We start from the raw sequence: 12,907 nt of genomic DNA, 5'->3' as shown, positions 1-12,907 counted from the left end.
GCCCGCCGGGGCCGGTCCCAACGAGCAGCTGCTGGCGTTCGCCGGACGCACCATCACCCCGCGCACCGAGCTGGCGACGGCGTTTCTCAGCAAGACCGCGGAATGCATCGGCTCGATGGTGGCCATCCTGACTACCCTCGGCGATGACCTGGCCAATATCCGCCCCGACCTGCCGGGCGCGAACAGCTGTTACGCCATCGCCAATCACTGCATCGGTGTCGTCGACTATTGGGCCGGATCTTTCATTGCCGGACAACGCATTCCGCGCAACCGCAGTGCGGAGTTCACCGCCACGGGCACCGTCGCCGACATGGTCGATCGACTCGCGGCACTCCAGCTGCGCCTACCCGCCTGGGTGGATATCGCCGCCACCGAAGGCATCCGGGATCGTGATCTCGCCGACGGCGTGCAAGGCGGCACCACCCGCGTCGAGGTCCTCGCCACCGCGACGCCCGAATGGGCACTGCTCCATATCCTTCAGGACCTCGCCCAGCACGTCGGTCACATGGAAATCACCCGCGACCTGCTGCATGCCCGGGGAACCCACCGGTGACGCAGCCCGTCTTCGACTCCCACCTGCACATCATCGATCCCCGCTACCCGTTGGTCGCGAACAACGGATTCATTCCGGATCCGTTCACCGTCACCGACTATCGGGAGCGCATCGCCGGACTGGGCATCACCGGGGGCGCGGTCGTCTCTGGATCCTTTCAGGCCTTCGACCAGGGATACCTCGTCGACGCGCTGCAGGCGCTCGGCCCCGCCTATGTCGGCGTCACCCAGATCCCCGGCGACACCAGCGACCAACGCATTCGCGGACTCCACGCGGCTGGCGTTCGCGCTGTGCGCTTCAACGTCGCACGGGGCGGCTCGGCCGACCTGGACGATCTCGAGCGCCTGGCCCGTCGCGTACACGACCTGGCCGGCTGGCACGCCGAGCTATACCTCGATGCCCGCACCATCGACGAGGACCTTGCGCGCCGAATCGCGGCGCTGCCGGCCGCCAGTATCGACCACCTCGGCATGCACGAAGACGGCCTGCCGAACCTGCTGCGCCTCGTTGAACAGGGCGTGAAAGTCAAGGCCACCGGCTTCGGCCGCGTCGAACTCGACCCCGCAGCGGTCATCCGGGCGATCACCGAGGTCGACCCAACAGCGCTCATGGTCGGCACCGACCTGCCCTCCACGCGGGCCCGCCGCCCCTTCCGCGACGAAGACTTCACAAGCATCGCGCAGGTACTGACTCCCGAGCAGGCCGCGGCGGTGTTCTGGGGCAACGCCGCCGCGTTCTACCTCGGGCAGTAATCCTTCGCCTTTCGCGCGGAGCTCGGCCTCCACCTCGTCCAGTGAATAGACCCGACCAGCAGCAATATCGGCATCCGCCTCACCGATAGCGTCCACCGCTTCTCGATCACCCAGGATTTCCAGCGTCTCCAGCAGAGAGTGCCGAATTCAAACCCATTGTGGGCTATCTATGTGCCGTAGCGGGCTGCTGACCGACCGACCGCTCACCAACGATTGTGGACGTGCTCGGCAAACCCGGTCAGACCGCTGAATTCGATTTGTTCGGCGCCGGTGTCGTAGGTGCCCGACCAGGTGCCGAAACACTGGTCGGTGGCACTGGACAGGACCCCCAGATTCGTCCGGGTCACCTTGTCGTGAAAGGGTCGCAACTCCGCCTCGAGCCCGCCGCCGGAGACGCGCCACGGTGCGCGGAAATCGTTCGTGGAGTACTGCCACGACAATTCCGCACCGATTTTGTGCAGTCGGCCGTCGACCACGATGCCGTTCTCTGTCATGCCGGTGCCGACCGTCCATTTGCCACCGACTTGGAGACCGATAACCCGATTATTGCTGCAGCCCGATCCGGCACCCCAGTTCCAGGTGACGTCGTAGGGCCAGCGGCCACGGCCGTGATCGAGAACGGCCCACGATCGGCCAGCGGGCAGCCGGTGCACCACGTCGCCGATCGTCAGCGATCCCGTCGCCGGCAGCGCGACATCTTTCACCGTGTACTGGAACCGGGTGTCGCTCCACGGCACGACGACCGCGAGGCAGTCGTGACCGTCGGGACACTGCACGACGACGTCGACGGCGGCGCCGGGGATCGTCGCCTGCAATCGGGTCCCGCCCCGGTCAGCGGAGTCAGGTCGATCCGAAGGTTCCTGGCTCGCGCCCGGGTCAGGCCGGCGGCAAGTGAACCGGGGAGTTCGACACCGCGCGGCGGAACAACGGCCGCGGCCTTCCCGACCTCCTCGCCGGTTGCGCGATCGTAGATCCACACCTCGTGCACGGCCGCATAGTCGATTGACGAGACCGTTATGCCCACGATGTGTGCGGGCGTGATGACATTCCAGTACTCCCAGCGTTTGTTGCGGCCGCGGCCGCGCACGCCCCGACCGATGCCGTCGGTGTCGACCAGCGGTGAGCGGGCGAAGCCGACCGCCGCCCGGTTCAGCCTCCCGTCCGGCCCGGTGAGGGACACCGGTGCGGTGAGTTCAGGCTCAGTGGTCCCGCGCATGTCAGAGCCGAGCTGCCGGTCGTCGGTCATGCCACCCAGACTACGACCGGCGTGGCCGGGGAGAATGGCATTCATGGACGATCTGCTCATCGCGCCGGGACCCGGCGCGCCGCAGGGACTGCGCATCCCCGCGGGGGAGCTGACCGAGCAGTTCTCGCGCTCATCCGGCCCCGGCGGGCAGGGCGTGAACACCACCGATTCGCGCGTCCAGCTCAGCGTCGATCTGGCGACGACGACCGCGTTCACCGACGCGCAGCGCCGCCGAGCACTGACCGAGCTGGCGCCGCGGCTCGACGGCACAGTCCTGACGATCACGGCCTCGGAGGACCGCGCTCAGCGACGCAATCGGGTCGCGGCCCGCGAACGGCTCGCCGATGTATTGCGGGAGTCGGTCGCTCCGGCGGTTCCGCGACGACCCACCCGTCCGACCGCCGGTTCCCGGCGCCGCCGCCTCGAGGCCAAGACCCGGCGCGCCGAGGTCAAGAAGGCCCGTCGCACGCCCGGCGACGCCGAGTAGTCGGTCCCGGCATCAGCCCACCGCCGGAACGGTCCGGCCTGGCTCAGGGATGCCGCGGTGGAGCTTCTTCGCCGCTCGCGTCGGAGGCGCCCAGCGAAGCGGCGACGCGAGCGGCGAAGACGGGGTCGCCGTGAATGCGAGCGACGACGTCGTCGGCGATCTTGTTCACGTCGAGAGTGCCGTCGTATTCCACCGGTTGTGTCGGCCAGGTGATGTCAACCCGGGGCGCGAGGCGAGTTCCGTCGACCCAGACCGGTTCGCTTACCGATCGGATGTCGACCGCCGCCACCAATCGGTCGAGGTTCGAAATGAGCTCGATGCACTTCCAACTGTTGCGACATTGTAGGTTTCATCGCAAGGAAGGGCCTCGTCGAGCCGAGAAGCCAGCGTCGCGTAGCTGAGAGTCTGCCACGAGGCTTTGGTGACATCACGATGACCAGCACGCGCGAGGCTGGTATTAGAGTCCGAAGCCCGGAGCAATGACATCTAGCCCTGCCGCGCTCGCCGCGTCACCAAGCCCCACGTCGTACGTGAGGATGGCCTCGACGTCAAGGCGTATCGCAGCCTCCAGGTGCAAGGCGTCAAGGGTACGCAGATAGCGCATCGGTAAAAACCCTGCCGAGCGGTACGTGGCCCTGTCGAGCGCAGCAATCGACACTCCGTCGAGGATCGCGCTGACCTTCTCTTGATCCCGCCCCTCCCGCATGGCCATGCGCCGCAACTCGGTCTCGAGCAGATCGCTCGAAACAAGCCGGACCTTCGCCTCGTCGAGCCAGGCCGCCAGCGCCTCAGTCTCCGACTGCGCAACGAGCAACGCCCCGAGCGCCGACGTGTCCGCGTACACGAGCGAAGCGTCACTCACACGCGATCCTCACGCAACTCCCCGAGGATCTGCGTCATCGTACGATCGCTCTCCGTCCGTTCCGGCTTCAACGCCGCCCAGCCACCGAGACGCTTCGCCGGCCGCACGATAGGCAACGTCGGAGCCGGAGCATCGAGCGGAACGATGCGACCGACCGGCACCCCGCGATTGGTAAGCACGAAGGAATACCCCTCGGCGACAGCCCGGAGCACCCGTCCAGACTCATTGCGCAACTCGCGCTGCGAAAGACTCTCCTCCTGGGGCGTGCTCATAACGGCCATCGTAGCACCCATGCTACGCAGCGTGGACGGACCTTCTCGAGCGCAAGCGCTGAAGCGACGACCGAGCATCCGTCGGCGAAGTCACCGGCAACGAGCCCATCGCACGTCACCGCAATGAAAGCTCCCACTGCGTCCAGTGGCGAGTCGAGTGTGGTCAGCAGCGCGCATTCACACCTTCGGTCATTCCGACTCCGGCCAACCGCGAAGCCTCGGTCAGCAGTTTCTGCTCGCCGTCGTCGAGCAGATCGACCACCCGCTCATCTCGGGCCACCGAGACGCTCCACCACGCTCCGCCGACGAAGACCCAGGTCAGGCCCAGGTCAGGTCAGGCCCAGGTCAGGTCAGGTCAGGTCAGGTCAGGTCGAGCGTGGGCCGGTGCAGCACAACCTTGGTGGTGTGCGCGGCGTAGGCCTCGGGTGCGTCATCCCAGTCAGCCAGCAAGGTGGTCACCTTCTCGGCGGGGAAGCCGGTGGTGGCCACAAAGTCGAGAAGCTCGGGCATGGCCGGTCGCGTGTGGGAGACACCGACGTGGAGGGTGGCGCTGGTGGCGTACATGTCCATCACCGGAAGCTTGGTTCCGGTGTTGAGGTAGTAGCCGGTGCCGGTGCAGATGCCGCCCGGGCGCAGCGCGCGAATCGCATCCCGCAGACCCTGAGCCTGCGAGGAAGCCTCGACGACGACGTCGTAGCGGTCGGGGACCGAGGCGAGGATCGATTTGCCGCGCTTCTTGTCGATCTTGTGGGCGGTGGCGCCCAGCGAGTCGGCGATCTCCAAGCGGGCATCGCGGTCGTCGAGGTAGTCCACGACAGCGGCCCCGTGGGCCACGGCCAGGCCCGCGGCGTACAGACCGATGCTCTGCCCGCCGCCGCCGATCACCAGCACCTTGCCGCCCGGGCGCAATCCGAGCGGGGGCACGATCGAGCGCCACGCATCGGAGAGATTGTCACTCGCCGACGCCACCCGCAGGGGGTCGAGCCCGGCGGGGAGCCGAACCAGGTTGAAGTCGGCGAACGGAACCCGAAGCGTATCGGCGACCATGCCGCCCCATTGGCCGCAAGAGGGCCCAAAGCCGAAGGCGGCCAAGGTTTTTCCGGGACTTTGCGCGGCCATCGTCGAGCACTTGGCGGTCAATCCGAGACTGCATTCGTAGCAGGTTCCGCAGGCAACGGCCCACGGTACGACGACGATGTCGCCGACCGATAGGTTCGTGAGCTGTGCGCCCACCTCGACGACCTGGGCGATCGCCTCGTGCCCGATGCCGAACGGCCCGTGGAAGGGCACGTCGCCGACGATCGAGGTGACGACGGGATCGATCATCCCTACCTTGACGGCGGCCTGCATCGGGCGGGTGACGTTCTTGTGCAGCGGAAGCGTGTCACCGTCGCACCGGCTGGCCACGAACGGCCGCACCAGCGCATCGGTCGCCTCAATCAGGGTAGGCGCGGGCCGTTCGCGCCACTCCAGGGTGCCGCTTCGGACGTAGGTAAGCTCACGCATGACATCTCCTTAGGTATGCTATGCAACATAGCATACCTCTACGACCATCAGGAGGCGCAGGTGGGAGCCAGAACCGATACACGCCAGCGGATGGTGACCGGCGCCGCGCTACTCATCGGTGAGCGCGGTGTGGCCGGCACATCGATCGCCGGGGTGCTCGAACAAAGCCGCAGCCCTCGCGGATCGGTCGGCTTCCACTTCCCCGGAGGTCGCGCCGAACTCCTCTCGGATGCACTGCGCTGGGTCGGCGGGCTGGTCAGCGCCCGCCTCCGCGAGGGCGTCGAGCAGGGTGTGGCGCCCACCGATTTGTACCGCGCTATCTGCGAGCAGTACCGGGATCAGTTGGCCGACACCGAGTACACGGCCGGCTGCCCGATCGGCGCCGCGGCGCAAGAGGCGTATGCCGACGACGACCTCGGCCCGGTCGTAGCCGAGATCGTCGGCGAATGGGTGTCGCTGCTGACCGAGGCCCTCGTGCGCGCCGGTCACCGGCCCGACGAGGCCGGCGATATCGCACTGCTATGCGTCTCGTCGCTGGAGGGCGCCATCATGATGGCTCGCGTCACCAGCTCGCCCCGCCCGCTGGCGCTCACGCTGGCCGCGATGACGCCGTTGCTGGCCGCACCGGACGCCACTGGCAACTGACCCCTGCTCCCGATCGGCACACCCAGCCGATCGGGAAGCCGGACGATCAGGATGCCGGCGGCTCCGGGAAACGCGGAGCACCCGGCTCGGGCGGGATGCCCAGGGCCCGGCAGGTGGCCGAGATCCCCAGATATTGCGCGCTGATGGCGACGATCTCCGTCCGGGTCGCCACGGTCAGGACCCCATCGATCTCGGCGAGTTCGGCGTCGGTGAGTTCACGCATGTCCACCATCGCATCGGCCACCGCCACGATGGCCCGCTGGCGCGGCGTCCACGGTTCTGCGGCGTCCTCGCCGGTGACGGTGGCAGCGACCTGCGCCGGCGGCAGACCCGAGGTCTTCCCGAAGTAGGCGACGTGCACGCCCCACTCGTGTTCGGCACCGCTGCGGGCGGTGACCCGCAGAATGCACAGTTCACGCTCGGCTGGCGCCAACTGCCCGGTATGGAGCAGTCCATGCAACCCCAAGATCGGACCCTGGACGTAGGCCCGCAGCACCTCCGGGTTAGCCGCCATCGCCAGATACAGCAGCGGCGGCCGGTTTGGCGGTGGCACCACCCGTTCGAGAAGCTCCACCGATGCCTGCGGTGTTTCCGGTATCCGGTGTGGGTACTCAGTGCTCACGTAGCTGCCCTTTCTGAATCTTACCGACCGCATTGCGCGGCAACGTGTCAACGAATTCCACCTGTTTGGGTTGCTTGTAGCGAGCCAGCCTGCCGCCGGTGAGCGCCAGCAGCTGTGCGGCGTCGACCACCGCGGGGTCGGCGACGACGAACGCCACCGGAACCTCCCCCCACTTCTCGTCTGCCAGCCCGACCACCGCCGCGTCGACGACGGCTGGATGGCTGAGCAGCACCGCCTCGATTTCGGCCGGGTAGATGTTCTCACCGCCGCTGATGATCATGTCTTTGATCCGGTCGACGACGGTGAGTATCCCGGCGTCGTCAATGAATCCGACATCCCCTGTGCGGTACCACCCGTCAGCGGTGAGCGCGTCGCGGGTAGCTTGCGCATTGCCCAGATAGCCCGCGAAACGCTGCGGCCCGTCGCCGACGATCTCCCCGACTTCTCCCGCTGGCAACCGATGTTCGGTGTCCGGGTCGATGACGGCGATATCGGAGTAGAACACCGGCCGCCCCTGGCTGCCCCGGTGGCTCGGCATTGTCGAGGGCAGATAGTAGGTAAGGCCGCCGGAGAATTCAGTCATTCCGTAGACCACCTGCACCTCCACGCCCCAGTGCGCGAAGGTGTCGATCAGGCTCGTCGGCACCGCCGATCCGCCGCAGGTCACGTTGACCAGACTGCTGGTGTCCACCGTCTTCGCGGCGGCCACCTGCGCCATGGCAGCGAGCATGACCGGGACGGTCATCATCGTGGTGATCCGCTCGGTGCCAATCAGCTCCCACACCGCGACGGGGTCAAAATCAGCGACGAAGACCGTAGTCGATCCGCGAAGCACGTTAGCGAAAAGTGGGGCCAGACCGCCGATGTGGAACATCGGCGCGGCCAATAAGAAGCGGTGGGCGGCTTCCCACTCGATACTGCTCGACATGCCGTGCGCCGACCAGAACAGGTTGGCGCCGGTGAGCTCGGCCCCCTTGGGTCGCCCGGTGGTTCCCGAGGTGTACATGACCACTGCGGTCGCGTTCGCATCGCCGGTCGCCGTACTCTCCCCCGCAGCTTCCGCCTCTTGCACCGAGTCGTACTCGGCGACGTCGGCCGCCCCCAGACCGTGGCGCAGCAGCGGACCGCTGAACTCGCCGCGGATCTGCGTCACCTGGCTGAGCGCCTCCTCGAAAACACTCTCGTACAGCACCGCGACCGGCGTCGAATCATCGAAGACGTAGGCGATCTCGGCTGGCGACAACCGCCAGTTCGCCATGACGACCGCGGCACCCAGATGCGAGGCCGCGAATACGGTGGTCGCCGAGAACTCACCATTCTTGGCCATCAGGAGGATCCGGTCACCCGAGCCGACTCCCCGCGCAGAAAGCCAGCCGGCGAGTACGCGGGCGCGCGAGGCCGCCTGCCCGAAGGAGAATCGCGCTTCGCCGTCAACGTAGGCCGGCGCCGTCGGCGCCGTCCGTGCCCGGTCATCGAGGATCTGCGCCGGAGTGGGCTCCTGGCGTCGGGTCTGCGCCTGCGGCGCAACGGTGTGGCCGGTCATGACTTCGGGGTGGCGCGCGCAATGATGGCGGCCGTGTCGATTGAGGAGTCCAAGGTTCCGAAGACATTGCCCCATGACCCGGCGAGCCGGGAGCCGGTGAAGCCGTCGGCCACGGCGGGATTGCCGAAGCGCAGCAGCAGCGATGCTTGGATCGCCACCGCCAGATCGCCGACGATGGTGCGGGCGCGATATTCCAGGTTATTCAGATCGGTGAACTGGTTTTGCAGCGCCGTGAGGAACTCGTCGTACCGCCGGTCCGCGCCGCGGGCCTGTTCCAGTTCCTCGAACAAGATGCCCAGCGTCTCGGGCTGGCGGCCGATGGCCCGCAAGGTATCGAGGGCGGCGACATTTCCGCTGCCTTCCCAGATCGATCCCAGCGGGGATTCCCGGAACAGGCGCGGCATCCGCGACTCTTCGACGAAGCCATTGCCGCCGAGGCATTCGAGCGCTTCGGCGGCGTGGGCCGGGCCGCGTTTGCACACGTAGTATTTCGACACTGCCAGACCGATTCGGCGCAGCGCCGCCGCCCGCTCATCGCCGGCGCGGGCCTGATCGGTGAGCCCGGCCAACCACAGCGCGACCGTCATGGAGGCCTCGGCCTCGATCGCCAGGTCGGCGATCACATTGCGCATGAGCGGCTGATCGATCAGCGTCTGCCCGAAGGCTGCTCGGTGGTTGACGTGGTGTGCGGCCAGGGAAACGCCGTGCTTCATCAGGGTGGCGGTGCCCAGCGTGCAGTCGAGCCGGGTGCCGTTCACCATTTCGATGATGGTGCGCACCCCTTTGCCTTCGTCGCCGAGCCGCCAACCGATCGCGTTCTGGTATTCCACTTCGCTGCTGGCGTTGGACTTGTTGCCGAGTTTGTCTTTCAGCCGTTGCACGCCGATGGCATTGCGCGAACCGTCCGGTAGCACCCGGGGCAGGACGAAGCAGGTGAGCCCGCCCGGCGCCTGCGCGAGCGTCAACAGGATGTCCGACATCGGCGCCGAGGTGAACCATTTGTGGCCCACGATGCGGTAGGTGCCGTCGGCGAGTTCAGTGGCGGTGGTGGTGTTGGCCCGAACATCGGAGCCGCCCTGCTTCTCCGTCATCGACATTCCCGCCGATATGCCCTGCTTATCGGAGATGATCCGGAGCTGCGGGTCGTAGATGCTGCTGGCCAGCAGAGGCACGTAGCGGTCCGCCAACTCGGCATCGACCTGAAGGGCCGGGACCGCCGAATAGGTCATCGATATCGGACAGCCGTGCCCGGCGTCGACCACCTGCCACGCGGAGAACTTGGCCGCACGCAGCAGATGCGCATTTGGATCGTTGGACACCCACGGAGCACCATGCAGCCCGAACTCGAATGCCTTGGTCAGCAGTTCGTGGTAGGCCGGGTCGTAGTGGACCTCGTCGATGCGGTTGCCGAACCGGTCGTGCGTCTTGAGGATCGGCGGATGCGCCTCGACGCGGTCGCCGAGCTCGATTACCGCCGCACTGCCGGCCGCGGCGCCGACCTGATCGAGCTCATCCAACGGAGCACCGACCCGGGCCAACGCTTCGCGCAGCGGCGGATAGTCGGCGGTGTTGAAGTCCACCAGCGGCGGCGCTTGGTTGAAAACTGTATGCGTCTGCATCGTATGTTCACTTCCCTCTCGATTGACGACCCGGACGGGACGTCAGTGATCGTTCGGTATGGCGCGCGTTCGTTACGGCGCGGTTGCCCAGTGCGGGCGCACTGGTGGGCAGCGGCGGGTCGGCCTCCAGCAGACTGCGTGTCAGGTCGTCGCGGAAGGACTCGTAGGCCGCACGGAGGTGGTTGGCCGGCCAGTCGGCCGGGGCCAACTCGGGCGGCAGCACCGGGTCTTCGCGCAGGTGCCGCACGGCAGCGGCCGCCGCCGACAGCAGCACGACGGGCTCGGAGTCGGGGGTACGCAGCGCGCCGATCAGCGATTGCGCCCGCGCCGCCCAGCGATCCAGGTCCCACAGTTGTGCGCAGAGTTTCTGGGGGTCCTCGGCGGTGGCCCGGAAGTACTCCAGTCCCGGATAGTCCGGCCGGACCAGATCCGCAAGGTTGTCTGGCCGCATCCAGACCCCTTCGCGCAATTCGCCGAATCGCGCACCACGCATGGCGCGTCGCAGTTCGTCGCGGTCAGCGGCGCGGCGCCCCGTACCGACGACGACCACCTGGACCCATCGTCCGCTGTAGTCCCGGAGGTGCGGGTTGATCTGTGCGTCCTGGCGCGCCTGCCGGTCCCGGTGGCGTTCGGAGAGTCGATAGATCGCGTCGGCGGATTCGAGTTCGCCGGCAGCGGTCATCCGCGACAGCGCCACCCGCATGGTGGATCCCGCCACCCCAAATCGTTCACCGAGCCGGATCAAATCGCGGCCAGCCAATCCGGCGGGCGGGGCACCCAGCAGCAGATTCAGCGCCACCGACCGCGCACTGAGCGGTCCGGGCGTGATCGCTTCGTCCTCGGGGGCAACATTCTGCACATCGCGGATATTACACAGTTACCGTCGATTGTGTACATATCCGTAATACTCGGTGATCGGGCAGTTGATCGTCACCCGATTCCTCCAGGGATTTACCGGCGCGGTCTGGTCAAGAGAACCCCCGCGCCCGGTACACCGATCGATACCGCGAGCGTGCTCTGGAGCCCTCAGCTTCGCCTCTCGTCGGCATCATCGAATGCCTTCTGCGCTGCGAGCACGTGTGGCAACTCGGACTCGATGATCCCGATCAGTGCCGTCAACGGCTCTGCGATCTTCTGCCCCAGCGCCGTGAGCCCGTACTCGACGTGCGGCGGGATGGTGCTATGCACGGTGCGCACCACGATTCCTTCCCGCTCGATCTGCCCCAGGGTCTGCGACAACATCCGATCGCTGATGCCGTCGACACGACGACGGATCGCCGCGAATCGCATCGGGGCGTTGTTCTCCAGCAGCGCAACCACGATGAGCGCACTCCAGCGGCCGGTCACGTGCTGAAGCACCCCCCGCGAGGCACACATGCGCGAGAAGACATCCGCGTCGAACGAGCGTCCCGGATCGCTATCGAGGTCAGTCACCCCTCCAAGAATACTGCAGAAGGAAGCACTTCCCAATCAATTGCGCTTCTGATTAGTTAGTGCCATGATGGATTACGACAAAGAGCACCCCACAGGAAGAACCCTCATGCGCATCGCAGTCACCGGAGCAACCGGCCACCTCGGCAGTCACGTCGTCGAGTCCCTCCTCGCCCACGGCGTCGCCGCCGACGACATCACCGCGATCATCCGCAGTCAGGCCAAGGGCGCGAGCCTTGCCGAGATGGGCGTCCACTTGGGTGTCGCGTCATACGACGACGAGCCCGCCCTGGCCTCCGCCCTGAAAGGCGTCGACCGCCTCGTGCTCATCTCGGGCAGCGAGGTGGGTAAGCGCCTGGCACAGCACGCCAACATCATCAATGCCGCTAAGACGGCTGGTGTGCAGTTCATCGTCTACACCAGCCTGCTCAATCTCGACACCTCCGAGCTCGGCCTGGCCGCCGAACACCGGGGTACCGAAGAGCTGCTCGCGAAGTCAGGAATCGACCACACCCTGCTGCGCAATGGTTGGTATTGGGAGAACTATGCCTCGGCGATCGACTCGGGCAAGGCTGTCGGGAAGTTCTACGGCGCAGCCGGATCAGCGAAGGTCTCCGGTGCCGCGCGCCGCGACTACGCGGAGGCCGCAGCGGTCGTCGTGACCGGCGAGGGCCACACCGGCAAGGTCTACGAGCTCGCGGGTTCCCCCGCACTCTCCTACCAGGACATCGCCGATGCAGTCTCCACTATCATCGGCAGTCCGGTCGTTTACACCGACCAGTCGGTGGCGGAATACCAGCAAACCCTCGAAGGCTTCGGGATGCCGGCAGAGGCAGCCAGCATGTACGCGGCGATGGACCCCATCATCGCGCAGGGCGCGCTCTACTCGCAGAGCACCGACCTGCAGGATCTGATCGGTCGGCCGTCGACCTCGGCGGCTGAAGCGCTGTCGGCCTAGGTCACCATCAGGGCAATCGCCCCGGCATCCCTGTCTTCACCTCGCGCCAGATGTTGAAGCGGAACCCCACCGCCGCTTTCGGTCTGAGCTGCGCAAGAACAATAGCTCACGTCACCAGGTGACAGACTGTGCCCATGCTCGGTGAACATCGGTATCAGGTACATAGCAGCTGGACGGGAAACCGCGGCAGTGGCACGAGTGGCTATCGCGATTATGACCGCACCGTCACGTTGACAATTGCCGGAAAGCCCGACATCACCGCATCCAGCGACAAGCCGTTTCGCGGCGACAGCACCAAGTGGAATCCCGAAGATCTCCTGCTGGCGGCGCTGAGTGAGTGCCACCTGCTCTCGTACCTACACGCGTGCGTACAGGCCGGCGTCGTCGTCGTGGACTATGAAGACGAAGCGA

The 12,907-nt window shown here is 66.6% G+C and carries 17 protein-coding genes; 6 read left to right on the top strand and 11 right to left on the bottom strand.

What is annotated here, in order from left to right:
- Window positions 1-553 (top strand): DUF664 domain-containing protein (locus B4M62_RS00090; RefSeq protein ID WP_349678326.1); only part of this gene is annotated, 553 nt, incomplete at its 5' end.
- On the top strand, window positions 550-1,305 hold the full coding sequence (locus B4M62_RS00085) for an amidohydrolase family protein (protein ID WP_290703423.1): 756 nt from the start codon (window positions 550-552) through the stop codon (window positions 1,303-1,305). The genes B4M62_RS00090 and B4M62_RS00085, both read left to right, overlap by 4 nt.
- Before the next feature lie 203 nt (window positions 1,306-1,508).
- Here B4M62_RS00085 and B4M62_RS00080 read toward each other — a convergent pair whose 3' ends face one another.
- Both B4M62_RS00080 and B4M62_RS00075 read right to left on the bottom strand, forming a co-directional pair.
- The gene (locus B4M62_RS00080; RefSeq protein WP_290703421.1) at window positions 1,509-2,081 is read right to left on the bottom strand and encodes a DUF2804 domain-containing protein; all 573 of its coding nucleotides are present in this window, start codon (window positions 2,079-2,081) and stop codon (window positions 1,509-1,511) included.
- Window positions 2,006-2,551, bottom strand: a complete 546-nt coding sequence (locus tag B4M62_RS00075) for a DUF2804 family protein (RefSeq protein WP_290703419.1) — start codon at window positions 2,549-2,551, stop codon at window positions 2,006-2,008. Before B4M62_RS00075 ends, B4M62_RS00080 begins: the two co-directional genes overlap by 76 nt.
- Before the next feature lie 43 nt (window positions 2,552-2,594).
- On the opposite strand from B4M62_RS00075, the gene arfB reads away from it, so the two are divergent.
- Window positions 2,595-3,038, top strand: a complete 444-nt coding sequence (gene arfB, locus B4M62_RS00070) for an alternative ribosome rescue aminoacyl-tRNA hydrolase ArfB (RefSeq protein WP_290703417.1) — start codon at window positions 2,595-2,597, stop codon at window positions 3,036-3,038.
- Between the two features lie 43 nt (window positions 3,039-3,081).
- On the opposite strand, the gene B4M62_RS00065 is transcribed toward arfB, so the two are convergent.
- The 4 genes from B4M62_RS00065 to B4M62_RS00050 all read right to left on the bottom strand — a co-directional run bounded on the left by B4M62_RS00065 (window position 3,082) and on the right by B4M62_RS00050 (window position 5,678).
- Window positions 3,082-3,231, bottom strand: a complete 150-nt coding sequence (locus B4M62_RS00065) for a hypothetical protein (RefSeq protein ID WP_290703415.1) — start codon at window positions 3,229-3,231, stop codon at window positions 3,082-3,084.
- Window positions 3,232-3,495: 264 nt separating this feature from the next.
- Window positions 3,496-3,900, bottom strand: coding sequence for a type II toxin-antitoxin system VapC family toxin (locus B4M62_RS00060; protein ID WP_290703413.1), 405 nt, complete (start codon window positions 3,898-3,900; stop codon window positions 3,496-3,498).
- The gene (locus B4M62_RS00055; protein ID WP_290703411.1) at window positions 3,897-4,172 is read right to left on the bottom strand and encodes a type II toxin-antitoxin system Phd/YefM family antitoxin; all 276 of its coding nucleotides are present in this window, start codon (window positions 4,170-4,172) and stop codon (window positions 3,897-3,899) included. The genes B4M62_RS00060 and B4M62_RS00055 overlap by 4 nt, the downstream gene beginning before the upstream one ends.
- 360 nt (window positions 4,173-4,532) lie before the next feature.
- The gene (locus B4M62_RS00050; RefSeq protein WP_290703409.1) at window positions 4,533-5,678 is read right to left on the bottom strand and encodes a zinc-dependent alcohol dehydrogenase; all 1,146 of its coding nucleotides are present in this window, start codon (window positions 5,676-5,678) and stop codon (window positions 4,533-4,535) included.
- A 60-nt stretch (window positions 5,679-5,738) separates the two neighbouring features.
- Between B4M62_RS00050 and B4M62_RS00045 the strand changes: the two genes are divergently transcribed.
- The gene (locus B4M62_RS00045) at window positions 5,739-6,323 is read left to right on the top strand and encodes a TetR/AcrR family transcriptional regulator (protein ID WP_290703407.1); all 585 of its coding nucleotides are present in this window, start codon (window positions 5,739-5,741) and stop codon (window positions 6,321-6,323) included.
- Window positions 6,324-6,369: 46 nt separating this feature from the next.
- On the opposite strand, the gene B4M62_RS00040 is transcribed toward B4M62_RS00045, so the two are convergent.
- The 5 genes from B4M62_RS00040 to B4M62_RS00020 all read right to left on the bottom strand — a co-directional run bounded on the left by B4M62_RS00040 (window position 6,370) and on the right by B4M62_RS00020 (window position 11,484).
- The gene (locus B4M62_RS00040) at window positions 6,370-6,945 is read right to left on the bottom strand and encodes a carboxymuconolactone decarboxylase family protein (RefSeq protein WP_290703405.1); all 576 of its coding nucleotides are present in this window, start codon (window positions 6,943-6,945) and stop codon (window positions 6,370-6,372) included.
- A complete protein-coding gene (locus tag B4M62_RS00035; protein ID WP_290703403.1) occupies window positions 6,935-8,488 on the bottom strand; it encodes a class I adenylate-forming enzyme family protein in 1,554 nt (517 codons plus the stop codon). The genes B4M62_RS00040 and B4M62_RS00035 overlap by 11 nt, the downstream gene beginning before the upstream one ends.
- A complete protein-coding gene (locus tag B4M62_RS00030) occupies window positions 8,485-10,107 on the bottom strand; it encodes an acyl-CoA dehydrogenase family protein (protein ID WP_290703401.1) in 1,623 nt (540 codons plus the stop codon). Before B4M62_RS00030 ends, B4M62_RS00035 begins: the two co-directional genes overlap by 4 nt.
- Before the next feature lie 7 nt (window positions 10,108-10,114).
- Complete coding sequence (locus B4M62_RS00025; RefSeq protein ID WP_290703399.1) at window positions 10,115-10,966, bottom strand: PaaX domain-containing protein, C- domain protein; 852 nt, start codon at window positions 10,964-10,966, stop codon at window positions 10,115-10,117.
- A 167-nt stretch (window positions 10,967-11,133) separates the two neighbouring features.
- Window positions 11,134-11,484, bottom strand: coding sequence for a winged helix-turn-helix transcriptional regulator (locus B4M62_RS00020; RefSeq protein ID WP_290703425.1), 351 nt, complete (start codon window positions 11,482-11,484; stop codon window positions 11,134-11,136).
- Window positions 11,485-11,647: 163 nt separating this feature from the next.
- Here B4M62_RS00020 and B4M62_RS00015 point away from each other — a divergent pair, with 163 nt between their 5' ends.
- Window positions 11,648-12,496, top strand: coding sequence for an SDR family oxidoreductase (locus B4M62_RS00015; RefSeq protein WP_290703397.1), 849 nt, complete (start codon window positions 11,648-11,650; stop codon window positions 12,494-12,496).
- A gap of 134 nt (window positions 12,497-12,630) precedes the next feature.
- A partial coding sequence (locus tag B4M62_RS00010) for an OsmC family protein (RefSeq protein ID WP_414651746.1) occupies window positions 12,631-12,907 on the top strand: 277 nt, incomplete at its 3' end.

This window comes from Gordonia sp. UBA5067, from assembly GCF_002414845.1.
Lineage (GTDB): Bacteria > Actinomycetota > Actinomycetes > Mycobacteriales > Mycobacteriaceae > Gordonia > Gordonia defluvii.
Note: the sequence above shows the minus strand (reverse complement) of the source record. Positions and strands in the feature narration are given on the sequence as shown.